Origin of the sequence: Glaciihabitans sp. UYNi722 (genome assembly GCF_040549465.1) — a bacterium.
Lineage (GTDB): Bacteria > Actinomycetota > Actinomycetes > Actinomycetales > Microbacteriaceae > Lacisediminihabitans.
The window spans coordinates 67,632-87,852 of record NZ_JBEPTL010000009.1 but is presented as its reverse complement, the minus strand read 5'-3'; the positions used below and the strand labels follow the sequence as shown (position 1 = coordinate 87,852).

Annotated in this window: 22 protein-coding genes and 1 other RNA gene; 16 read left to right on the top strand and 7 right to left on the bottom strand. The window is 64.5% G+C overall.

Annotated elements, in window-relative coordinates; all coding sequences use genetic code 11:
• Window positions 1–60 precede the first annotated feature (60 nt).
• From ABIB56_RS08715 to ABIB56_RS08675, 9 genes are read left to right on the top strand one after another with little or no spacing between them, the layout of a single operon-like run.
• Window positions 61–1,293: a TadA family conjugal transfer-associated ATPase gene (locus tag ABIB56_RS08715; protein ID WP_354568787.1), complete on the top strand. Its 1,233-nt coding sequence runs from the start codon at window positions 61–63 to the stop codon at window positions 1,291–1,293.
• Entirely contained in the window at window positions 1,290–2,156 is an 867-nt protein-coding gene (locus tag ABIB56_RS08710; RefSeq protein WP_354568785.1) for a type II secretion system F family protein, read from the top strand. Before ABIB56_RS08715 ends, ABIB56_RS08710 begins: the two co-directional genes overlap by 4 nt.
• Window positions 2,144–3,091: a type II secretion system F family protein gene (locus ABIB56_RS08705; RefSeq protein WP_354568783.1), complete on the top strand. Its 948-nt coding sequence runs from the start codon at window positions 2,144–2,146 to the stop codon at window positions 3,089–3,091. Before ABIB56_RS08710 ends, ABIB56_RS08705 begins: the two co-directional genes overlap by 13 nt.
• A 20-nt stretch (window positions 3,092–3,111) precedes the next feature.
• The gene (locus tag ABIB56_RS08700; protein ID WP_354568782.1) at window positions 3,112–3,288 is read left to right on the top strand and encodes a hypothetical protein; all 177 of its coding nucleotides are present in this window, start codon (window positions 3,112–3,114) and stop codon (window positions 3,286–3,288) included.
• Window positions 3,289–3,292: 4 nt separating this feature from the next.
• Window positions 3,293–3,694, top strand: a complete 402-nt coding sequence (locus ABIB56_RS08695) for a TadE/TadG family type IV pilus assembly protein (protein WP_354568781.1) — start codon at window positions 3,293–3,295, stop codon at window positions 3,692–3,694.
• Window positions 3,666–4,121: a hypothetical protein gene (locus tag ABIB56_RS08690; RefSeq protein WP_354568779.1), complete on the top strand. Its 456-nt coding sequence runs from the start codon at window positions 3,666–3,668 to the stop codon at window positions 4,119–4,121. Before ABIB56_RS08695 ends, ABIB56_RS08690 begins: the two co-directional genes overlap by 29 nt.
• Window positions 4,118–4,573, top strand: a complete 456-nt coding sequence (locus tag ABIB56_RS08685; RefSeq protein ID WP_354568778.1) for a pilus assembly protein TadG-related protein — start codon at window positions 4,118–4,120, stop codon at window positions 4,571–4,573. The genes ABIB56_RS08690 and ABIB56_RS08685 overlap by 4 nt, the downstream gene beginning before the upstream one ends.
• 49 nt (window positions 4,574–4,622) lie before the next feature.
• Window positions 4,623–5,759: a geranylgeranyl reductase family protein gene (locus tag ABIB56_RS08680; protein WP_354568777.1), complete on the top strand. Its 1,137-nt coding sequence runs from the start codon at window positions 4,623–4,625 to the stop codon at window positions 5,757–5,759.
• A gap of 44 nt (window positions 5,760–5,803) precedes the next feature.
• Window positions 5,804–7,780 (top strand): acyltransferase family protein, encoded by a 1,977-nt coding sequence (locus ABIB56_RS08675; protein ID WP_354568776.1) that lies wholly within the window; start codon window positions 5,804–5,806, stop codon window positions 7,778–7,780.
• Here the strand turns inward: ABIB56_RS08675 and ABIB56_RS08670 are convergent.
• Window positions 7,773–9,017, bottom strand: coding sequence for an MFS transporter (locus tag ABIB56_RS08670; RefSeq protein ID WP_354568775.1), 1,245 nt, complete (start codon window positions 9,015–9,017; stop codon window positions 7,773–7,775). The genes ABIB56_RS08675 and ABIB56_RS08670 overlap by 8 nt on opposite strands.
• A 75-nt stretch (window positions 9,018–9,092) precedes the next feature.
• On the opposite strand from ABIB56_RS08670, the gene prfB reads away from it, so the two are divergent.
• A complete protein-coding gene (gene prfB, locus ABIB56_RS08665; protein WP_354568774.1) occupies window positions 9,093–10,208 on the top strand; it encodes a peptide chain release factor 2 in 1,116 nt (371 codons plus the stop codon).
• Window positions 10,209–10,244: 36 nt separating this feature from the next.
• Here the strand turns inward: prfB and ABIB56_RS08660 are convergent, their stop codons facing one another.
• The 3 genes from ABIB56_RS08660 to ABIB56_RS08650 form a co-directional block, all read right to left on the bottom strand.
• Window positions 10,245–11,255, bottom strand: a complete 1,011-nt coding sequence (locus ABIB56_RS08660) for a LacI family DNA-binding transcriptional regulator (RefSeq protein ID WP_354568773.1) — start codon at window positions 11,253–11,255, stop codon at window positions 10,245–10,247.
• A 99-nt stretch (window positions 11,256–11,354) separates the two neighbouring features.
• Window positions 11,355–12,596, bottom strand: a complete 1,242-nt coding sequence (locus ABIB56_RS08655) for a Gfo/Idh/MocA family protein (protein ID WP_354568772.1) — start codon at window positions 12,594–12,596, stop codon at window positions 11,355–11,357.
• Window positions 12,597–12,923: 327 nt separating this feature from the next.
• Window positions 12,924–13,874 carry a sugar kinase gene (locus ABIB56_RS08650; protein ID WP_354568771.1) on the bottom strand — a complete coding sequence of 317 codons (951 nt, stop codon included), beginning with the start codon at window positions 13,872–13,874 and terminating at the stop codon, window positions 12,924–12,926.
• Window positions 13,875–14,025: 151 nt separating this feature from the next.
• On the opposite strand from ABIB56_RS08650, the gene ABIB56_RS08645 reads away from it, so the two are divergent.
• The 4 genes from ABIB56_RS08645 (at window position 14,026) to smpB (ending at window position 17,130) form a co-directional block, all read left to right on the top strand.
• Window positions 14,026–14,691: a bifunctional 4-hydroxy-2-oxoglutarate aldolase/2-dehydro-3-deoxy-phosphogluconate aldolase gene (locus ABIB56_RS08645; RefSeq protein WP_354568770.1), complete on the top strand. Its 666-nt coding sequence runs from the start codon at window positions 14,026–14,028 to the stop codon at window positions 14,689–14,691.
• 149 nt (window positions 14,692–14,840) lie between these two features.
• Window positions 14,841–15,620 carry a cell division ATP-binding protein FtsE gene (gene ftsE / locus ABIB56_RS08640; RefSeq protein WP_354568768.1) on the top strand — a complete coding sequence of 260 codons (780 nt, stop codon included), beginning with the start codon at window positions 14,841–14,843 and terminating at the stop codon, window positions 15,618–15,620.
• Complete coding sequence (gene ftsX, locus ABIB56_RS08635; RefSeq protein WP_354568767.1) at window positions 15,617–16,531, top strand: permease-like cell division protein FtsX; 915 nt, start codon at window positions 15,617–15,619, stop codon at window positions 16,529–16,531. Before ftsE ends, ftsX begins: the two co-directional genes overlap by 4 nt.
• Before the next feature lie 122 nt (window positions 16,532–16,653).
• A complete protein-coding gene (gene smpB / locus ABIB56_RS08630; RefSeq protein WP_354568766.1) occupies window positions 16,654–17,130 on the top strand; it encodes an SsrA-binding protein SmpB in 477 nt (158 codons plus the stop codon).
• Here the strand turns inward: smpB and ABIB56_RS08625 are convergent, their stop codons facing one another.
• Complete coding sequence (locus ABIB56_RS08625) at window positions 17,131–17,808, bottom strand: SIMPL domain-containing protein (RefSeq protein ID WP_354568764.1); 678 nt, start codon at window positions 17,806–17,808, stop codon at window positions 17,131–17,133. It abuts the gene before it with no gap.
• Between the two features lie 204 nt (window positions 17,809–18,012).
• Between ABIB56_RS08625 and ssrA the strand changes: the two genes are divergently transcribed.
• Window positions 18,013–18,422, top strand: a transfer-messenger RNA (tmRNA) gene (gene ssrA, locus ABIB56_RS08620).
• A gap of 237 nt (window positions 18,423–18,659) precedes the next feature.
• The gene (locus tag ABIB56_RS08615) at window positions 18,660–18,956 is read left to right on the top strand and encodes a hypothetical protein (protein ID WP_354568763.1); all 297 of its coding nucleotides are present in this window, start codon (window positions 18,660–18,662) and stop codon (window positions 18,954–18,956) included.
• A gap of 20 nt (window positions 18,957–18,976) precedes the next feature.
• On the opposite strand, the gene ABIB56_RS08610 is transcribed toward ABIB56_RS08615, so the two are convergent.
• Window positions 18,977–19,339 (bottom strand): hypothetical protein, encoded by a 363-nt coding sequence (locus tag ABIB56_RS08610; protein ID WP_354568761.1) that lies wholly within the window; start codon window positions 19,337–19,339, stop codon window positions 18,977–18,979.
• A 201-nt stretch (window positions 19,340–19,540) separates the two neighbouring features.
• The gene (locus ABIB56_RS08605) at window positions 19,541–20,116 is read right to left on the bottom strand and encodes a septum formation family protein (protein WP_354568759.1); all 576 of its coding nucleotides are present in this window, start codon (window positions 20,114–20,116) and stop codon (window positions 19,541–19,543) included.
• Between the last annotated feature and the right edge of the window lie 105 nt (window positions 20,117–20,221).

Genomic DNA, 20,221 nt, shown 5'->3' with positions numbered 1-20,221 from the left:
TTCGAGCTGGCCTGTGGATAACCGCCGGGGGAGTCTCTCGATCTGATCGATGATTGCCGCATGTCGCGGGCTTTAACGATCATCACCGAGCGGGTGCGCGAGCGTGTGCGCCTCGACGGCATCGACCTCGGCAATGATCGTGCGCTGGCCGATCGTTACGTGCGCGACGAGGTGCAGCGCTACAGCGAGCGTGCACTCGGCGGCTCGCTGCCGATGCTGCCAGACGAACACCAGGCGGCGCGCGAAATCGTCGCATCGATCACCGGGTTCGGCCCTCTGCAGCCGTTCTTCGACGATCCGGAGATCGAGGAGATCTGGATCAACGGTCCGGCGAAAGTGTTTGTGGCTCGAAACGGCGTGTCAGAGCTGACGACGATCACCCTCAGCGACACGGAGATCCGTGACCTGGTCGAGCGGATGCTGCAGTCATCCGGTCGTCGCGTCGACCTCTCGTCTCCCTTCGTCGATGCCTCACTGCCCGATGGGTCTCGGCTACACGTGGTGATCCCGGATGTGACGTTGCGGCATTGGTCCGTGAACATCCGCAAGTTCACCAAGCGCATCCGCGACCTGCAGAAACTCGTGGCGCTCGGCTCGCTCACGCAACAGTCGGCGGAATTCCTGCGGATGTGCGTTCTGAGCGGGCAGAACATTATCGTCTCGGGCGCCACGCAGAGTGGCAAGACGACCATGCTCAACACCCTGCTCTCGGCGGCGCGACCGGGAGAGCGTATCGTCACGGTTGAGGAGACTTTCGAACTCGACCTGTCCGCCAGGGACACCGTTGCGATGCAGTGTCGTCAGTCGAGTCTTGAGGGCACGGGGGAGATAACGCTGCGCCGGTTGATTAAGGAGGCACTGCGGATGCGCCCCGACCGCCTCGTCGTCGGTGAGGTGCGCGAGGCGGAGTCACTCGACCTGCTGATCGCGCTCAACAGCGGGCTGCCAGGGATGTGTTCGATCCATGCCAACAACGCGAGGGACGCCCTGGCAAAACTCTGCACACTGCCTCTTCTGGCTGGGCGCAATATCGACGCATCCTTTGTGGTGCCGACAGTCGCGGCATCCGTCGATCTCGTGGTGCACTGCGAACTCGCGCGCAACGGCCATCGCAGGGTGACCGAGATCGTGGCGCCGAGCGGACAGGTCACCGCGGGGATCATCGAGGCGAGTCCGATCTTCTTGACGCAGCGCGGCGGGCTCGAGCCGACAGGCAGCTATCCGAGTAAGACGGCCAAGTTTCGCGCGGCGGGTTTCGACCTGTCCATCGTGCTCGCCGAGGGGGCAGCATGACTCTCCTGGTCGGGCTGGTGCTGGGTTTCGGGCTGGTGCTCTGCGCCTCCCCGTTCCTGTGGCCGGCATCCGCTGCTCGTGTGCAGAAGCCCAACCTCTGGCCGGTCGACAGGCTTCGTGAGCGTCTTGCCCAGGCGGGACTTGGCTCCGTGTCCGTTCCTGCCCTCGTGGTGGTGTCGATCCTGGCGGCGATCGTCGCCGTCGGGGTGACCTTCGCTCTCGTGCCGGTCGTCGCGATCGCACTGATCGCAGGCATCGTGGCGCTGGCGCTTCCGATGTCGATCGTCGGGTGGCGCGCCCGCACGCGTCGTCGCGCAGCGCGGGTGCTCTGGCCCGATGTCGTCGACCACCTCGTTTCGGCCGTGCGATCCGGCCTCGCGCTTCCGGACAGCGTCGTAACACTGGCTCATACGGGGCCGACCCCCACCAGGGAAGCGTTCGCCGGGTTCGAGCGGGAGTATCGCGCCACCGGCAATTTCGCTCTCTGCATCGATGGACTCAAGTCTCGTCTCGCTGACCCCGTGGCGGATCGCATTCTCGAGACACTGCGGATGTCGCGAGAGGTAGGCGGCAGCGAGCTCACGACGGTGCTGCGCAATCTCGCGACCTATCTCCGCCAGGAGGCTGCGATCCGTTCGGAGGTCGAGGCCCGGCAGTCCTGGGTTCTGAACGCGGCCAAACTCGGCGTTGCCGCACCGTGGGTGATCCTCCTGCTGCTCGCGACGCGACCCGAGGCTGCAGCCGCCTACAACTCGTCGGCCGGTGTGGTGCTCATCGTCGTCGGCCTGTTCGTTACCGCCGCCGCCTACCGCATTATGTTGGCTCTCGGTCGCCTTCCGGAGGAGCGCCGATGGTTCAGCTGAACGCGCTCTCCGGTTGGTCGCTGCTCTGTGGTGTCACGCTGGGGATCGGCCTGTGGTCGTTGGTGAGCCTGATGCCCCGACTGAGCCGGCCGCGACTCGTCAATCGCGTGGCGCCCTATCTCGTCGACGTGTCACCTGGCGCCCGCGAGTTGCTCTCGCGGCGCACCGTGGATCCGCTGCCGGTGATCGGCGCGCTGTTCGGTGAGCCGTTGGCACGTCTGCGCTCGCTGTTGGGTCGCGTGCTCGGTGGTGCTGCGACGGTAGAACTTCGACTGCGGCAGTCAGGCAGTGTTGTCACTGTCGAGGCTTTCCGCGGCCAGCAACTGCTCTGGGCGATCGCCGGTGTGGGAGGCGGCGTTATCGGGTCTGTCCTCTTGGCGCGGGTACAGCCGCTGTCTGCCCTGTTCTCCGTGGTCGTGGTCGCTGTCTTCGGGATCATCGGGGTGGTGCTGCGCGACTACCTGCTACAGCGGGCGGCGAAGGCGCGGCTGGCGCGCATCTCCAGCGAGTTGCCGACCGTTCTCGAGTTCCTCACCCTGAGCCTGTCGGCGGGCGAGGGCATCCTCGACGCGCTTCGTCGAGTCTCCCGGGTGAGCCATGGCGAGCTCGCTGCGGAGCTCGCGCGGGTCGTTTCGGCCGTCAACACCGGCGTGCCGCTGGCTGAGTCGCTGGCCGCGCTCTCCCATGGCATCCAGCTCGCAGCCCTCACTCGCTGCACCGAGCAGATCACCGGTGCGCTCGAGCGCGGTACGCCGCTCGCCGAGGTGTTCCGCGCCCAGGCGCAGGATGCCAGGGACGAGGCGAAGCGCGAACTGTTGGAAGTGGCGGGCAAGAAAGAGGTCGCGATGCTCGTGCCGCTCGTGTTCCTCATCCTCCCGGTGACCATATTTTTCGCCATCTTCCCGGGCTTGGCTGTACTGCAACTCGGACTGTGACCAGCACGAAAGGAATACTCATGACCAGGATCAAGGGATGCATCCACCGCCTTCGACAGGAGGATCGAGGCGACGTGCCCGGTTGGGTGCTCATCACGTTAATGACGGCGGGGCTCGTAGTCATCATCTGGGGTCTCGCCGGACCAGCGCTCAGCAGCGTGTTCCAGCAGGCGATCGAACGCGTCACCAGTTTCTGAGGCCATGCGATTCCTCCGCACGGTCGCGCGGCGTGACGATGGGTCCGCTGCGGCCGAGTTCGTAATGGTCGGCGCACTGCTGACAGTACTGACGCTCTCGGTACTGCAGCTCGGGCTGGCACTGCACATCCGCAATACTGTGCTCGACGCGGCATCCGAGGGCGCACGGTTCGCCGCACTCGCGGACAACGGTCTCGGTGACGGTGTGGGCAGGGCTCAGGATCTCATCACCGTCACGCTCGGGTCGGGTTATGCGTCCGACGTTACCGCGGCCTACGGCTCCTACCTCGGGCATCCCGCGGCGATCGTGACAGTGCGCACACCGCTGCCGCTGATCGGCCTGGTCGGCATCGACGGTGGATTGGAGGTGGCGGGCCATGCCTCAGTGGAGACGCTGGACAAGTGACGAGGAGGGTTCCGCTTCGCTCGAGTTCATCACCGCGGGGATGATCCTGTTGCTGCCGATCGTCTATCTCATCCTCACCATGGCGGCTGTGCAGGCCGGCGCTCTTGCCGTGGAGGGCGCAGCACGGCAGGCTGTGCGGGTTTTCGTGCAGGCCGACGACGAACGGTCGGCGCAGCTCCAGGCCGAGCGCGCCGTGGAGTTCGCGCTCGCCGACTACGGGTTGGATGCGGATGCGGCGGAGATTTCGGTGACCTGCAGCCCGAAACCCGGCGACTGCCTGCATCGCACCGGCCGCGTCACGGTCACGGTCGGTGTCTCGATCGCCCTGCCCCTCGTGCCTGCCGCGTTGACGGTGAATGCACCGGTGAGCGTGCCCCTGCAGGCGACCGCGACGCAGCGGGTGTCCCGATTCTGGGGTGCTCAATGAGGCCGTTCGACCTGGCGAAACGGCTGAAAGATGAGGAGGACGGCTCCATGCTCCCGCTCGTCATCTTCTACGGTTTCCTGTCCCTCGTGCTGGTTCTGCTCGTGGTCGCCGCGACCTCGCTCTACCTGGAGCGCAAGAGGCTGTTCACCATCGCGGATGGCGCCGCGCTGGTGGGAGCCGAGGCTTTCGACCTGGACGAGATCTCACTCGACGGTGGCAGTCCACGACCCACGCTGGACTCGACGGATGTCGCCACCGCCGTCAACGACTACCTGGACACCGCGCCTCTGGGCGACTTCGAATCCCTCAGCGTGGAGCGGGCCGAAACCGCGGACGGACGCAGCGCGACGGTCGCCCTCTCCGCTTACTGGCGGCCGCCGGTGTTGTCGCTACTGGTCCCCGAGGGCTTTCGTCTGGAGGTGACGGCGGTGGGGCGATCGGTGTTTTCCTGACCGGAGGCAGCAGTACGCCTCCTCCTGCGGCGAAGTAATCTGTAGGCAAATGTCTGCGGTTACCGATCAGAGTGTGTGGGATGTCGTCGTGGTGGGCGCCGGCCCGGCTGGATCGTCGGCCGCTCGGGTGGCCGCGGAGCGCGGCTCCACCGTGCTATTGGTCGATCGGGCGCGATTTCCGCGATACAAGACCTGCGGCGGCGGGCTCATCGGCCTCTCGATCGACTACGTTCCGGCATCCATTCTGGCGACAGTCGAGCAGCGCGTCGACACCGTGAGGTTCACGCTGCGTGGAGGCTCTGCGACATCCCACACCGAGAGCCAGTCCTTCCTGTCGATGGTGCAGCGTGAGAGATTCGACGACGCACTCGCCTCAGCCGCCGTCGCGGCGGGCGCCACCTTCGTCGACGGTGTGCAGGTCAAGTCGCTGCGGGAAGACGAGTTCGTGGTACTCGACACCAGCCATGGCGAGATCAGCGCCCGCACGGTGATCGGCGCCGACGGCACGAACGGTCGGTGCGGCCGGTACGTCGGAGTGACTCCGGGCGGCGTGGATCTCGCTCTCGAACTCGAGATCACCACGCCGACAGCTCTTCGCAGATGGAACGACGAGGTCTTCTTCGACTGGGGAGAGGATGCCGGAAGCTACGCCTGGATGTTCCCGAAAGACGACATCCTGACCGTCGGGGTCATCCAGGCGAAGGGTTCGCCCGACGCCACGAGACGCTACCTCGATCGCTGGGTCGGCCAGCTCGGGTTGGCCGGCGCCACCGTTGAGCGCTCCTCAGGCCACCTGGCCCAGTGGCGCACGGATGACTCCCCACTGCGCAGAGGACGGGTGATCGTGACCGGTGATGCGGCAGCGTTGCTCGATCCATGGACTCGCGAGGGGATCTCGTTCGCGCTGCGCTCCGGAACCTGGGCGGGCGAAGCGGCTGCGGGCGGCGGCGAGGAGGCACTCGACGGCTACGTCGACCGGGTGCTCGCCGACCTCGCACCAGACATCCGGGCTGGCTCCCGCCTGCTCAGGGTTTTCGAACGGCATCCGCGGCTCGTGCACCTGGTGATCGCGAACTCGGCCGTCGGTTCGCGACTGTTCATCGCGGTCTGTCGGGGAGAGAAGACGCTGGCGAGCATCATCCGCAACCGCTTCGCACGGTTCGCACTGCGACTGGTGCGCGCCTAACCGCGTTAACCCCCGATTCAACAGCGGATGTTACCGTCACGCCCGTGGCGCGCTTTCGAAACGACATCCAGGGGCTCCGAGCCGTCGCTGTCGGTCTCGTCGTTCTCGGCCACGTCGGCGTTCCCGGCTTCGGCGGCGGTTTCGTCGGTGTCGACGTCTTTTTCGTGATCTCCGGCTTCCTCATCACGGGGCACCTTGTCTCATCCCTTCGCGAGCGTGGTCGCATCGACTTCGGCAGTTTCTACGCTCGCCGCGCCCGCCGAATCCTGCCTACGGCGCTCGTGGTTCTGGTGCTTACGGCGATAGCCGCCTTTTTCCTCGCCTCGCCGTTGCGGGTCGCCGACATCCTGAAGGATGCCGCGGCCTCAGCGCTCTACGTGCAGAATATGTACTTCGCGGTGCAACAGACCGACTACCTGGCCGGCACTTCGCCGTCGCCCTTCCAGCACTACTGGTCTCTCGGCGTGGAGGAACAGTTCTACCTGTTTTGGCCGATTCTTCTACTCGCCGGCTTCTGGATCGTGCGGCGATCCTCGAAACTGTTGATCATCGTGATCGCGGCTATCGCCGTGCTCTCCTTCGCCGCCTGCCTGGTGCTGATGCCGATTTCGCAGCCCTGGGCGTTCTTTTCCCTGCCGACCAGGGCCTGGGAGCTTGCCATCGGTGGCCTCGTGGCCTTCGCCGGACCGCTCGTTTCACGCCTGCATCCACTGCTGACGACGATTCTCGGATGGCTCGGCCTGGCGTTGATCATCGCCTCCACGGTGCTCTTCACCGACGAGACCTCCTACCCGGGATTCGCGACACTCGTGCCGACGGTTGGAGCGGCGATGCTCATCGCCTGCGCGGCGGAACGGGGTCCGTCGCGCCTGCTCAGCCTCCCTCCTCTGCAGTTCCTCGGTCGCATCTCGTATTCGATCTACCTTGTTCACTGGCCGCTCCTCGTGCTCGCCAGGGAGCGGGCAGGGCTTGCAGAGACGATTCCGCTGCCATTCGGAATCCTGCTCGGCGTCGCCTCCGTTCCCCTTGCCTGGCTGCTTTACCGCTTCGTCGAGTCGCGTTTCCGCGTTCCTCGCGGTCGTCCCCGCCGCGTAGCGCTTGTGGCGGCGGTTTCGTCACTCGCCGTGGCCGCCAGCGTTCTGCTCGCCGGCGGGGCGGTAGCTCAACTTCCGCTTCACTCCAAGCGGCCGGCCGCTGCCACCGTGCTCGCTCAGGGGCCGAAAGGCACGGCATTCGTGCCGGTGAACCTCGCCCCGTCGCTCGCCGCCGCCACCGCTGATACCGGGGAGCTCTACTCCGATACCTGCCAGCAGGGGATCTCCGGAACAGCGCCGCTCAGCTGCAGTTTCGGCCCGTCAGATGCGCCATTCGTGGTCGCACTGTTCGGGGATTCCCACGCCGGCCGATGGTTTCCCGCCCTCAAAGGGATCACCGAGAAGCAGGATGTGCGTCTCGAGACCTTCACAAAGTCGGGATGCCGCTCCGAGGACACCGATGTGAAGTGGCATGGATCGGCGAACGCCTCCTGTTCCGCGTGGCGCGACAACGTCCTCTCGGTGCTCGGGGCGAACCCGCCAGACCTCATTGTGCTGACGAACCACCTCGGCCCGACACCGAATCAATCCGCGAGCAGGATCGAGAAGGACTGGAAGGCCGGCGCCATGAGTACGCTCGAGCGACTGCCTTCGATCTCGCGAGTCGTGACCATCGCCGATACGCCGGAGTTCCCGACATCACCGGTCACCTGTCTCTCCGCGCATCTCGACGACACTCCGCTCTGCGCTGCCACCCGTGACACGGTATTCAATCCCTCGATCGCAGCGGCGCAGCGAGCGGTCGCAGAGAAGACCGGATCGGGATACATCGATCTCGGCGACTACTTCTGCGACGCGACATCCTGTCCACCGATCATCGGTTCGACGCTGGTCTACTCCGACGAGCACCATATGACCGCGACCTTCAGCAGCCTGCTCGCGTCACCCCTCGGAAAAGCGCTCGCGCCGTTCCTGCCTGCTACTTAGGGCGTCCCGGGGAGTAGCGCGGCACATAGCGGAGCAGAAGTGCGGCCCCGAGGAGCCCGACGATGCCGATTACACCGCTGGCGAACGCGATAGAGACGACGGCGGTCATGGCGGAGAGTGCGATAGGTGCCGCGGCGCTTCCCGCATCACCGGTGAATCGCCAGGCGCCGAGGAAAGAAGCCGGATTTCGCGGGTCGGCGAGGTCCGCGCCGAGCGTCATGAGTATGCCGCTTCCGATGCCGTTCGCCACCGACAGGAACATCGCGGTGGCGATGAACCACACGATCGACCCCTGGACGTCGTGCGTGAACGCCAGGATCAGGTGGCCAACCCCGAGTCCGATCATCGAGGGCACGGCGCTCCACAGGCGGCCGAAACGGTCCATGATCTGGCCGCTCGCGTAGAACAGGGCGAAGTCGACGGCGCCGGCGACACCGATGATGAGCGCGGTCTGCGCCTCGGGAATGCCGATGCTCACCGCCCAGAGCGGCAGTATCACCTGCCGACTCGCGCGCATCGCACCGATGAGCGCAGCACCGGTTCCGAGCCTCGCCAGTACGGCGCGGTTCAGCCAGATGGTGTGGAAGAGTCCGTGGGCTTCTTCGGCGACGAGTTCTTCTCCTTCGCGCAGGCCAGATGGGGCACGGTTTGCCGCCAGCGCCGCGGTGGGATCGCGCAGCACCATCAGCAGAACGGCAGCGCTCACACATCCGATGATCTGCACCCAGAACGCCGCCTGCGTGTTGCCCGTCAGGTTGATGACGCCGACCGTGATGAATGGCCCGATGAAGTAACCGAGCCGGAAGGTGCCGCCGAGCGTTGACAGCGCGCGGGCGCGATACTCTCGCGGCACGAAGCTGGTCATGAACGCGTGCCGAGCGAGCGCGAAGACGGCAGTGGCCAGGCCGATGAGCAGGATGCCGGCGCCGAGCACCAATGGATTCGGTGCGACGATCGCCATGATGAGCCCGACGACCGCTACCAGGGCCGCGTAGATCATGGCCGTGCGTTCACCGATGTGAGAGACGATCCAGCCACTGGGGATGTCACCGAAGAGCTCACCGAGCATGATCATCGATGCGATGAGGCCGGAGACAGCCAGTGTCGCACCGAGGTTGTTGGCGACCACCGGGATGATCGGGATGATGGCGCCCTCACCGATCGAGAAGAGCAGCGTCGGCAGCAGTGCGGGTAGGGCGATAGAGCGAAAGCTGAAGCTCTGCTCTGCGTTGCTCATTCTTGTGATGCTATCGCGCCGGCTGCTCTTCTCTTGCCGGGCGTTCGGCCGCGCTCCGGTAGTCTTGACGGCGACATGGACGAGCTCGATTTTTCTGAACAGATCGCTGCGCTTCGCTCGACCTTCGCGGACATTCGTTCTGTCGTAGATGTCGACAGGCTCTCGGCGGAGATCGCCGACCTGAGCGAGCAGGCGGGTGTACCCGACCTCTGGGACGACACGGACAAAGCCCAGAGGATCACCTCGAACCTCAGCCATCGTCAGGCTGAGCTCGCCAAGATCACCAGCATCCAGTCGCGTCTCGACGACCTGGAGATCATGGTTGAACTGGCCAACGAGGAGTCGGATGCCGGCGCCGCGGCCGAGGCCCGCACCGAACTGACCAGCATCCAGAAACTGCTCGGCGAGCTGGAGGTGCAGACCCTGCTTAACGGCGAGTTCGATTCGCGAGCAGCAGTCGTCACCATCCGTGCGGGCGCCGGGGGTGTAGACGCCTCGGATTTCGCTGAGATGTTGATGCGCATGTACCTGCGCTGGGCTGAGCAGCACGGTTGCCCGGCCACGGTGCTCGACACAAGCTACGCGGAGGAGGCCGGCATCAAGTCGACCACCATCGAGATCGATACCCCCTACGCTTTCGGCACGCTCAGCGTCGAGGCCGGCACTCACCGCCTGGTGCGCATGAGCCCCTTCAACTCGGCTGGCAAGCGTCAAACCAGTTTTGCGGCGGTCGAGGTGATTCCTCTCATCGAGCAGACGGATGTCATCGATGTTCCGGAAAGCGACATCCGTGTCGATGTCTTCCGCTCGAGTGGCCCGGGCGGCCAGTCCGTCAACACCACGGATTCCGCGGTGCGCATCACCCACATTCCCACCGGCACTGTCGTGTCGATGCAGAACGAGAAAAGCCAGATCCAGAACCGTGCGGCCGCCATGCGCGTGTTGCAGTCGCGGCTTCTGCTGCTCGAGCGTGAGCGCGAGGCGGCCCAGAAGAAGGAGCTCGCCGGTGTGATCACCGCGAGCTGGGGCGACCAGATGCGCAGCTACGTGCTGGCGCCGTATCAGATGGTCAAAGACCTGCGCACCGACTACGAGGTCAACAACCCAACCGCCGTGTTCGACGGAGACCTCGACGGTTTCATCAACGCTGGCATCAAGTGGCGAAAACGGGATGTCTCGGCCGACAGCTAGGGTCGTGCGGCAGTCGATCGCGGGCGACCAGCGGATTCAGCTCTGCAGGTGTCCGCATCCGCAGCTCTGCCGGATGAGCAGGGTCGTCGCGTACTGCACGAAGCGCGTCGGGGCGTTTGGCTGTACGAGGCGTTCGAGCGCGTCCATGGCCATGTCGCGTACCGGCTGAACGACGGTAGTGAGCGCGGGCCAGCTGTATTCGGCCTCAGGGGAACCGTCGAGTGAGACGATCGCGATGTCGGCGGGGAGTGACAGACCGCCCTCATGGAAGGCGCGCAGAACACCCACCGCCTGCTGGTCGGAGCTCACGAAGACAGCTGTCGGTCGCTGTTCGAGCGTCAGGAGGCTCTGTCCTGCCGCATAGCCACTCTCCCTGGTGAACTCGGCCGCGGCGATCGGGCCTAATTCGAGGCCGGCAGCGGCGAGGGCGTCACGCCATCCGCGTTGACGTTCCTCGCTCGGGTCGGACTCGCCCACGAAGGCGACGGTGCGGTGACCGTGCTCTATGAGGTGGCGAACGCCCTGGCGCGCGCCCTCGTAGAGGTCGGATCCGATGGTCGGCAATCCGCTCACCGCGTCGGACTGGTTGAGCAGCACGGCCGGCGTTCCCGACTCTCCGAGAGCGGCGAGGTCGGCCATACCCAGCTTGACAGCGATGAACATGCCGTCGACCTGACGGGAGGCGAGGCGGCGGATGCCCAGCGCCAGATCCTTGGTATTGCTGACGTTCACGACAAGCAGCGCATACCCGCTCGCAGCCGCAACGTCCTCGAGCGCATGCCCGAACTGGGCGAAGAATGGGTTACTCGAATCGGGAACGATGAGACCGAGCATCGTGGTCGAACCCACCTTGAGGGTTCGTGCCGCCGCGTTCGGACGATAACCCAGCACGCGGATGGCGTCCTGCACACGAGCACGCGTGGCGGCCGCCACCGGGCGTGGGCCCGCATTCACCGTATAGCTGACGACGGCAGGGCTCACACCGGCATAGCGCGCGACATCGGCGCGTGTGGCACGTCGTTTCGGAGCTTCCCCGTCGGGAACCATGCTGGCCTTCCTCTTCCTGCTGTCGTCCCATCCGCGAGAGACTGGTGCGACCGCCGGGAGACTGGTCTGGTCGCCGGGAGGGCCGATTCGCTCCCGATGCTATCGGGCCGTGCCCTTCGCATCACTGAGGTTCGAGGTGCCGACCGGTCCCGGCGCGTCGCCGAAATCGGGCACGACGAGACGTTCGCCGCCCTGCAGCGCGGACTGGTGCGCGATGATGCCCGGAAGGGTGAACCGGGCCGCGACCCAGGCGTTGACCGGCGGCAGTACGCGGTTGTTGACGGCCGTGACGAAGTCATCGGCAAGGAAGTGGTGGCTGCCTTCATGGCCGTCCGGTGCTCCGAGGAAAGACTCGGGCAGGCGAGAGACGTCGTGCACGGCCGAGTGCCCGGAGACGAAAGCATTGCGCAGCTCGGGAGCCACGTGCGCGAGAGCCGGATCATCCGCGTCCATCGTCGCGTCCGTCGCCAGCAGGGCGGAGACGTCTTCGACACCCTCCTTGTTCTGCCAGACCGAGACCTCCGCGAGCTGCTCGAAGCTGCCCTCGGTGCCAAAGAAACGGAAGCGCGACTCCCGGATGTGGGAGGGATAGCCGACCCGGCGCATCTCGTTGATGCGCATCGAGCCGCCACCAGCGAGTTCGAACAGCGCGGTGGCGTTGGAGAAGTCGTTGGCGAACATGCTGGTCTCGCGGTCGAAGACGCCATCACCACGATCGTCGTGCACGCCGATGCAGCTGACGCTGACGGCGTGGGTCGGCAGGGCTCCGAGAACACCGCCGATCGAGTGTGTCGGATAGAGCATCGGCGGGTAGCTCGCTGTGCGCTTCCACTCCGCACCGCCGCTGTATTCGTAGGCGGCGTAGAAGCCGAGGTCCATGTCGTGCACGTAGTCGCCCTCGGCATAAAACACCCGGCCGAACTTACCCTCGGCGAGCTGCTTGCGTGCGAAGACGGTCGCCGGGTTGTAGTAGCTCGTCTCACCCATCATGTAGGTCAGTCCGGTCTCGCGAACCGCCTCGATGATCGCGGCGATCTCATCCTCGGAGATGGCCATCGGCACCGCGGAGTAGACGTGCTTGCCGGCTCGTAGCGCCTTCACCACGAGGGGGCCGTGGGTCCAGCGCTGGGTGAAGATCGCGACGGCATCCACATCGGATGCCAGCATCGCATCGAAATCCGAGAAAGTTCCGTCCAGGTCCTGGAGCTCTTTCAACTCCTCAGCCCGCTCCGGGAGCAGGTCCGTCACGTAGACGCGAGAGACGCCCGGGTGGAGTTTGAATAGCGTGGAGAACTGGCCGGCGAACTGGCCCGCGCCCACGACGCCAATGGAAATCGGCATGTTGAACCTTTCTGGAGTGCTCGTATTCACACAGCGCTGAGCGGCCGTATCGTCGGCCAAAATCCAGCAGCAGCAAGAAGTTTCACATCGAAATCTACACGAGTCAATGCCGCATTCGACAGCACTGCCGCTTCATTCATTGCTGGGGAATGAATGGTTACTTTCGAGAATCTACTCGTGTAGTTCTTGGCGAAAGGCGCGCGACCGGCTCACCCTCATCCGCGCGGTGTTGTGTTATCAGCGCGCGAGTTACAACGTGCGCGCTGATGACAAAACGGCGCGCGGATGGATGCGAGAGTGCGCGGGGATGCGAGAGTGCGCGGGGAGTCAGGCCTGCGCGAGCAGTTCGGTGACGAAGCGAGAGGCGTCATCCGCCGTGGGGAGTCCTGCGGAGTCCCCGGGCGTCGCGACGACTCCCGCCGCGAGCCAGGAGCCGAGAACGGCGGCGCGGCGTGCGTCAATACCCTTGAGCCGTGCCCAGAGGTAACCGCCGGTGAACGCGTCCCCAGCGCCCACGGTGTCAACGACGTCGGTGGCGATCGACGGGAGGTGCTGTGGACTGCCGCCCTCGTCCATCCAGTGGGAGCCTTCGGCGCCGTCTTTGACGACGACCTCGGCAGCTCCTTCATCGAGCGCCGCTCGCATGATGCCGGCGACGTCGCTGTGCCCGAAGAGCAGCTCACCCTCATCGCGCCCGAGCACGAGTATCCGGGTCTGCGGCAGGATCTCGTGGATCGTGCGCATGCTGACGTCGAGGTTTCCGAGGGTGGGTCGCAGGTTCGCGTCGACCACAAGCCAGCTGTCGGTCTTCGCGACGCGTTCGGCCACCCTGCGCAGCATCCTCGCTGGAGTGTCGCCAAGGGCTGCAGTGAGGCCTGAGACGAGCACTGAGCGTGGATGCAGATCCATGGCGCGATCGGCGTCGGACTCCGAGAGCGCGGATGCCGCCGAGCCTGCCCGGTAGTAGAAAACCCGACGTTCGTCGGTGACCGTCAGGTCTTTGAAGAAGACACCGGTCGGGCGGGTGAGGTCGATCTCAGCATCGATCACCACATGGAGATCCCCTGCTGCGGTCTGGATCTGCGACGCGAAGGGGTCATTGCCGAGCCTGGTGAGATAGATTGCTGCGCCTCCGAGGGAAGCGACCGCCGCGCACGCATTGAGCTCGGCTCCCGCGACATGTACGTCATAGGAGCGCGCGCCTGCGAGCAAATCGCCTTCTGGAGCCTGCATGAGCACCATCGCTTCGCCGATGCCCACAACGTCTGGACGGTTCATAGCCCGCGTGACCCTGGATGAATACGGTCGAGCGGGTAGTGGTGTCGCGCCAAAAATCTCATCGCGCTGATGTTACCGGTTGCGACGGCGTCGACAGTCGGCTCGCCAGATCGTGGCACGATTCCACACTTCCGTGCGGAAGGATTGCCCTATGAACTCGCCCGTCGCAGAAGACCGTCGCATCGCCCTCGAACAGGCACTCGCCCGCGTGCCCCTTGTCGGCATTATCAGGCTCGGAGTTCCGGGAGGTGCAGAGCCGGCCGCTCGCGCACTCCTCGCCGGAGGGTTGACCGCCGTCGAAGTCGCACTCACCACCCCGGACGCGGCAGCCGCCATCAGCGCTGTCCGTTCCACCGCAGAGTCGGATGTCGTGATCGGGGCAGGCTCCGTGCGCACCGTCGACGATGTCAGGGCAGTGTCCACGGCCGGAGCCGACTTCATCGTCACCCCGACCTTCAATCGCGAGGTGCTGGCTGCGGCGATCGCAGCCGGCATCCCTGTGCTCTGCGGTGCGTTCACGCCATCAGAACTCGATGCGGCGCAGAACGCAGGCGCGACATTCGTGAAACTCTTTCCCGCCTCGCAGGGCGGCCCTGGCTATCTCCGTGAGGTTCGTGCGCCCATGCCCGACCTTCGTATCATCCCGACAGGCGGCGTGAACCTGGACAACCTCACCGAATGGTTTCGCAGCGGCGCCCATGCCGTCGCCGTGGGCAGTGCGCTCGTCTCCAACGCGGATGCAGATGCAGCGGACTGGGCGGCGGTCACCATCCGCGCAGAGGGCTATGTGGCTGCCGTCGCGAAGGCTCGCGACTGACGGCTCGGCCCGAATCGCTCTCCTCGGCATCCAGGTCGCGGGTCACCCGTCCTGCCGGGCGCGGTGATTCAGATGCAGAGGGATTTCGCAGGCTGATCGGGTGAGTCGCTCCGTTCATCCGCTGGATGGCTGCCTAGGCTCATACCGTCATGATTCGGTTTGATCAGGTAACCAAGCTCTATAAGGGGAACGCGCGACCGGCGCTCAATGCGGTGACGCTTGAGATCCTTCGCGGAGAGTTCGTCTTTCTCGTCGGCGCGTCCGGAAGCGGCAAGTCCAGTTTCCTGAGGCTTGTGCTCAAGGAGGAGAACCCCAGTCGTGGGCAGATCCACGTCCTCGGGCAGAATATCGGCAGCCTCAGCAGTCGGAAGGTGCCGTTCTTCCGCCGCAATCTCGGCGTCGTATTCCAGGACTTCCGTCTGTTACCGCAGAAGAACGTGTTCGACAACGTCGCCTTCACCCTCCAGGTGATCGGCAAGTCGAAAGGATTCATCCAGGAGGCGGTTCCCGACGTTCTCAAGATGGTGGGGCTCGCCGGCAAGACCAACCGGCTGCCCCATGAGCTCTCCGGTGGTGAGCAGCAGCGCGTGGCCATCGCCCGCGCCATCGTGAACAAGCCGGCCATCCTGCTCGCCGATGAGCCGACAGGTAACCTCGACCCCTCGACCAGCGCCGGCATCATGACCCTGCTCGAACGCATCAGCCAGAGCGGCACGACGGTAATCATGGCTACGCACGACGCCGGCATCGTCGACCAAATGCAGCGCCGCGTGATCGAACTGGTCAGCGGGCAGATCGTGCGCGACGAGCGCCAGGGCGGATACCAGACCCAGACGATTCCGACCCAGGGTTTCCCGGCCACGCCGCGAACGGCCCCGGTAGCGCGCCAGGATCTCGGTATCGCCGGACAGTCGGAGGTCGCACCGTGAGATTCGGACTGATCATGTCGGAGGTCGGCAACGGCCTGCGACGCAACATCTCCATGGTGGTCTCGGTGGTTCTCGTGACCTTCATCTCGCTTACATTCGTGGGCGCGGCGATCCTGCTGCAGTTCCAGATCGGCCAGATGAAGGGCTATTGGTACGACAGGGCCCAGGTCGCGATCTACATGTGCACGGAGACCTCCACAGACGGCAACTGCAGCCAGGTCGAGGCAACCAAAGACCAGAAAGACCAGGTGAAAGCCGCGCTCCAGGCGCCGGCCCTCGCCAGCCTCATCAAGAGCGTCAGCTTCGAGAACCACGACCAGGTCTATAAGCGCTACAAGCAGCAGTTCAGTGACACCACCGGGTCGGACTTCGTTTCTCCGGCATTCCTGCCGGAAACCTTCTGGATCAACCTCAAAGACCCCAACCAGTCCGCTGTCATCGGTGAGAGCATCGCCGGTCTCACCGGGGTCGAACAGGTGGTCGATCAACGGAAGTACCTCGATCCGATCTTCTCAGCGCTCAACGCCGCGAGCCTCACCGCGGTCGGCGTGGCGGTGCTCATGCTCGTCGCCGCCGTGCTGCTGATCGCCACCACCATCCGTCTGTCCGCTTTCTCCAGACGGCGAGAGTTGGGGATCATGAGGCTGGTCGGGGCGTCGAACCGCTTCATCCAGACCCCGTTCATTCTGGAGGGGGTGATCGCCGCGCTCATCGGATCGGTTCTCGCGGGCGGCGCCATCGTGCTGCTCGTGAAGTACTTCGTGCAGGGTTATCTCGGCGGTCAGGCGACCGATACGCCGTTCATCGGGATGACGGATGCCCTCATCGTCGTGCCGATCCTGCTGGTCGTCGGAGCGGTGCTGGCTGCGTCCTCCGCGAGCTTCGCAATTGGCCGCTATCTCAAGGTGTAGTCGCCCTCGCGGCAGGTTAGACTGTTGGGCTGCGCGCTGCAGCTATGAAGATTGCGAAGCAATCTGCGACGCGAGTGCCGACCGAGCATGCGAGGTCGGTTCAACCTGAGAGAGGACAAGCATTGCCCAGGGAACGTGGCCAGAAGGTTGTGGCCACCAATCGCAAAGCTCGCCACGACTACACCATCGAAGACACCTATGAGGCCGGACTGGTTCTCACAGGTACCGAGGTGAAGTCGCTGCGGGCTGGTCGTGCATCCCTCGTGGACGGTTACGCATTCGTGGAGTACGGCGAAGCATGGCTGGATGCCGTGCACATTCCCGAATACAACGAGGGCACCTGGAACAATCACCCTCCGCGCCGCAAACGCAAGCTGCTCTTGCACAAGGCCCAGATCCTCAAGATCCACAACAAGACGAAGGAGGGCGGCTACACCATCGTGCCGCTCTCGATCTACTTCAGCGACGGCAAGGCGAAGGTCGAAATCGCCGTGGCGAAGGGCAAGCGCGAATACGACAAGCGGCAGGCCCTCCGTGAGCGTCAGGACACTCGCGAGGCCCAGCGCGCGATGTCAACCCAGCGCAGCCTCGGCGACTGACTAACTCGCAACGAACCGCGCATCCACGACGGCGTTGACTTCGATGTCTTCGGGCTTGAGCGAGAGCGCGGGTGCCGCACTATCTGTGGCCGATGCCATGCGCATCGAACCGTAGGACTGTGGGGCGGATGCCGCTGAGCCGACCTGGTCTCCGAGCATGCCTGGATCGGCGATCGCGATCGCACGTACGGAGCCGAGTCCGATGCTCTGGGCGTAGACGCTCGCCTTGGCCACGGCATCCTTCACGGCGCGGGAACGGACCTCCGCCGTCACGCCGTTCTTGCGCGCCTCGGTGAGGTCCCAGTCGATGCCGCCGACCGAGACGCCGGAGATCGCCGCCACCCGCTCGACCCAGGCTGAGAGTTCGGTGAAGTCGCTGAACTTGGCGGTGAATCCGATGCGCGCGTGGAAGACCGGCGCCAGCTGCTTGCCGTCTTTGTTCCACGGCTTCTCGCTCCACACCTGCACAGCGTCGCTCGACCACCAGGTGATGGGGCCGTTGCTGGGGGAGTGCCTGGTCACAATCTCCCTGCGGAGTGAGTCCGCCGAGGTCGTGACGGCCGCGAAGACGCTGTTCCTCTGTGCTCCCTCGAGGTGGATAGTGACGACCACCGTGGCCCGTTCTGCCGGATAGAAGGCGGAAAATCGGCCATGCACGGTGATGATCGTGTCGGTCATGATGGCTCCCAGCGTCCGTCGAATTCCCCTGAATCCTCTCATCTTCGCCGCGTCGTCCGAAGCGATTATTGGTTTTACATTGGTCACGCCCAGGCCGCTGGTGGCGCACGCCGGGCATCCGTCGTAGACTAGAGGGCTGCCTCCGGGCGGCATTTGATAACTCAACAGAGCGCGATAGCGACCCGTTCCGTGAGGAACGCGCATGGGGATGATCGGTTTCGACATTGCCTGCGCAAATGTGAGAAGCGGGTCGAGGATGCAGGGTTATCTCGTTAACGATCTCTGCAAACTATAAGTGCCAATTCAAACCGCACTGTCTCTGCTAAGGCAGACTTCGCCCTCGCGGCGTAAGTTCTTCCCAAGCAACTTATAGAGACCGTCAGTCCGGGAATGCTCTCTACCCGGGTTCTGGCGTAATCAAGAGAGATTGCTGCAGCGACGTGTCGCAAGACACACGTCTTAGGGCGCTGCGGGACTCAAACTAAGGCTGGGCTTGTCGGATTAGATGCCAGTGGCACATTCCGGAGCCGAGCAGAACGCTTTCACTGGCTACACCCGTAGAAGGCACATGACCACAGCAGTGGACGGGGGTTCAATTCCCCCCATCTCCACCATCGGTCGCTATCGCGCGCTGTGAGGCCATCCAACCGGGTGGCCTCACCTGTTTGTTCGGCTGCTCCAAGTGCCGGTGCTGCTCCAAGTGCCTTGTGCTTTTGTGCCAAATGAAGGCCTCGTGGACCGTCGGTCCCGGTTTTCTGGGGTCGCACACACGGTTTAGGCCGACAATGCCTTCATTTGGCACTTAAACGCGAGCGGATGACCCTCATTGGCGCTGACCATAGGCTGTCATGGTGGCCTCTCCCGCATCCGCATCCTCCCGCCGTTTCGAGCTGACGCTGCGCAAGCCGTGGCTTGGCTGGTTTCCGAAGCCCACGGTGGTGTTCGACGGCCGCGGGCAACCAGCGCAGTGGGGCACAGAAACCTGGCAGGCATCCGCTGAAGGTCCGACGGCCGTCAGCATTTTCCTGTTCAACCGACTGTGGAAGTTCGGTGCTGCGGAGTTCGTTCTCGACGCCGACAAGCCTGTGGCGCTCGTCTACTCCGCGCCGTGGCTGCCGTTTCTGCCGGGAAAACTTGTCGCGGCCTGAGAGTTGCGGCAGTGGCGGCGTTACGCGAAGATCTTGATGCCGTTCAACAGCTTGTTAAGCGGGGTCAGCAGTGCGATGAACGGCACGAGCAGACGCAGGCCGTAGACGAGGCCGGTGAGCTCGAGATAGCCGGCGAAAGCGAAGAGCGCGACGGCGATCAGGCTGAGGATCATCGCGGTGAGAAAGCCGGATTTGGTCATGATGGCCGGTGCGATGAGTCCGACGGAGGCGAAGACGATGCCGATGTCTGCGACGAACCCGCGCGTGGCATGGCCGGTGAAGCTGCCGACGAAGCACCAGAGCACGATGGCGATGGCCCAGAACAGGACGAAAATCAGTCCAGCGATCGGTCGGGGGACGTCATTGCTGCCCGTGGCGGCCATCTGAAGGCTCCTCTGTGATCGGTGAAAGGTCGAAATCGCGGATGCTGCGCCCGCACGACCCGAACAAATTCTATTCGCACCCGAGCCGTCGCCGCTGCACCGCACCGATGAGGGCAGGCGGACCGCTCAGACGACCGGCTGCTGCCGCCGTTCCTGATGTGCTCATAGACCGTAGACGGGATCGTCCGGCGACTGTCGCTGTCATGATCCGGCTGGTCCGGTCGTCTTCGGGTACTTCGGGCCCAGGTCCTTGAGCGTGCCTTCGACCCCTCCATCCGGGTTGTAGACCACGCAGAGAATCTCGCGGTCGCCCGTGCTCCAGCTGTCTTGTGAGGGAAAGTAGTAGGTGTAGTCGAGGCCGGTCGTGTCGAGCGTCGCCCCGACGAACTTCTCGAACGGCGCGTTGCACTGCGTGTCGGCATCCGCCTTGACCTTGTCATCGCCGGGGAAGTCGCCGTCGCCCTCCGCGATTTTCTTGCTGGCGATCACCTCGCTGTCGTGAGAAACGGCGCATTCGACGATCGGGACCTCGGTGACCTTGCCATTGTCATCCACTGAGCTCTCGTCGTTGAGGCAGTCACCGACCTTGATGCTGAACACGTCGGACTTCGGACCGCCCGTGGCGGAGCTTGAACTCGAACCCGGCTTGGAGCTGGAGTTGGATCCGACGTTCGCGAGGTTACCGATGAGACTGCAGCCGGAGAGCAGCACCGCGGCCGCGCCGACCGTGATAACGGTGAGCGCGCGCGCCCAGGTTTTCGTGGACGTGGCGGGCATGGCACTTCTTTCTCGCGGGCAAGACACTGTTCAAGCACTAATGCTCGCGTTTACCTTAGCGAAAACTGTGATCAGTTCGGGGAGTGCGCTTTGCTGCAACCTTCT

What these genes read in the sequence shown, in the direction of transcription:
- ABIB56_RS08715 (WP_354568787.1), top strand. Translation starts at nt 61, where the DNA reads ATGTCGCGGGCTTTAACGATCATCACCGAGCGGGTGCGCGAGCGTGTG.
- ABIB56_RS08705 (WP_354568783.1), top strand. Translation starts at nt 2,144, where the DNA reads ATGGTTCAGCTGAACGCGCTCTCCGGTTGGTCGCTGCTCTGTGGTGTC.
- ABIB56_RS08655 (WP_354568772.1), bottom strand. Translation starts at nt 12,596, where the DNA reads ATGCCGATTTCCATTGGCGTCGTGGGCGCGGGCCAGTTCGCCGGCCAG.
- ABIB56_RS08690 (WP_354568779.1), top strand. Translation starts at nt 3,666, where the DNA reads ATGCCTCAGTGGAGACGCTGGACAAGTGACGAGGAGGGTTCCGCTTCG.
- ABIB56_RS08670 (WP_354568775.1), bottom strand. Translation starts at nt 9,017, where the DNA reads ATGAGCAACGCAGAGCAGAGCTTCAGCTTTCGCTCTATCGCCCTACCC.
- ABIB56_RS08710 (WP_354568785.1), top strand. Translation starts at nt 1,290, where the DNA reads ATGACTCTCCTGGTCGGGCTGGTGCTGGGTTTCGGGCTGGTGCTCTGC.
- ABIB56_RS08700 (WP_354568782.1), top strand. Translation starts at nt 3,112, where the DNA reads ATGACCAGGATCAAGGGATGCATCCACCGCCTTCGACAGGAGGATCGA.
- ABIB56_RS08625 (WP_354568764.1), bottom strand. Translation starts at nt 17,808, where the DNA reads ATGACCGACACGATCATCACCGTGCATGGCCGATTTTCCGCCTTCTAT.
- ABIB56_RS08660 (WP_354568773.1), bottom strand. Translation starts at nt 11,255, where the DNA reads ATGGTTCCCGACGGGGAAGCTCCGAAACGACGTGCCACACGCGCCGAT.
- ABIB56_RS08695 (WP_354568781.1), top strand. Translation starts at nt 3,293, where the DNA reads ATGCGATTCCTCCGCACGGTCGCGCGGCGTGACGATGGGTCCGCTGCG.
- ABIB56_RS08645 (WP_354568770.1), top strand. Translation starts at nt 14,026, where the DNA reads ATGAACTCGCCCGTCGCAGAAGACCGTCGCATCGCCCTCGAACAGGCA.
- ABIB56_RS08680 (WP_354568777.1), top strand. Translation starts at nt 4,623, where the DNA reads ATGTCTGCGGTTACCGATCAGAGTGTGTGGGATGTCGTCGTGGTGGGC.
- prfB (WP_354568774.1), top strand. Translation starts at nt 9,093, where the DNA reads ATGGACGAGCTCGATTTTTCTGAACAGATCGCTGCGCTTCGCTCGACC.
- ftsE (WP_354568768.1), top strand. Translation starts at nt 14,841, where the DNA reads ATGATTCGGTTTGATCAGGTAACCAAGCTCTATAAGGGGAACGCGCGA.
- ABIB56_RS08685 (WP_354568778.1), top strand. Translation starts at nt 4,118, where the DNA reads ATGAGGCCGTTCGACCTGGCGAAACGGCTGAAAGATGAGGAGGACGGC.
- ABIB56_RS08605 (WP_354568759.1), bottom strand. Translation starts at nt 20,116, where the DNA reads ATGCCCGCCACGTCCACGAAAACCTGGGCGCGCGCGCTCACCGTTATC.
- ABIB56_RS08610 (WP_354568761.1), bottom strand. Translation starts at nt 19,339, where the DNA reads ATGGCCGCCACGGGCAGCAATGACGTCCCCCGACCGATCGCTGGACTG.
- ABIB56_RS08650 (WP_354568771.1), bottom strand. Translation starts at nt 13,874, where the DNA reads ATGAACCGTCCAGACGTTGTGGGCATCGGCGAAGCGATGGTGCTCATG.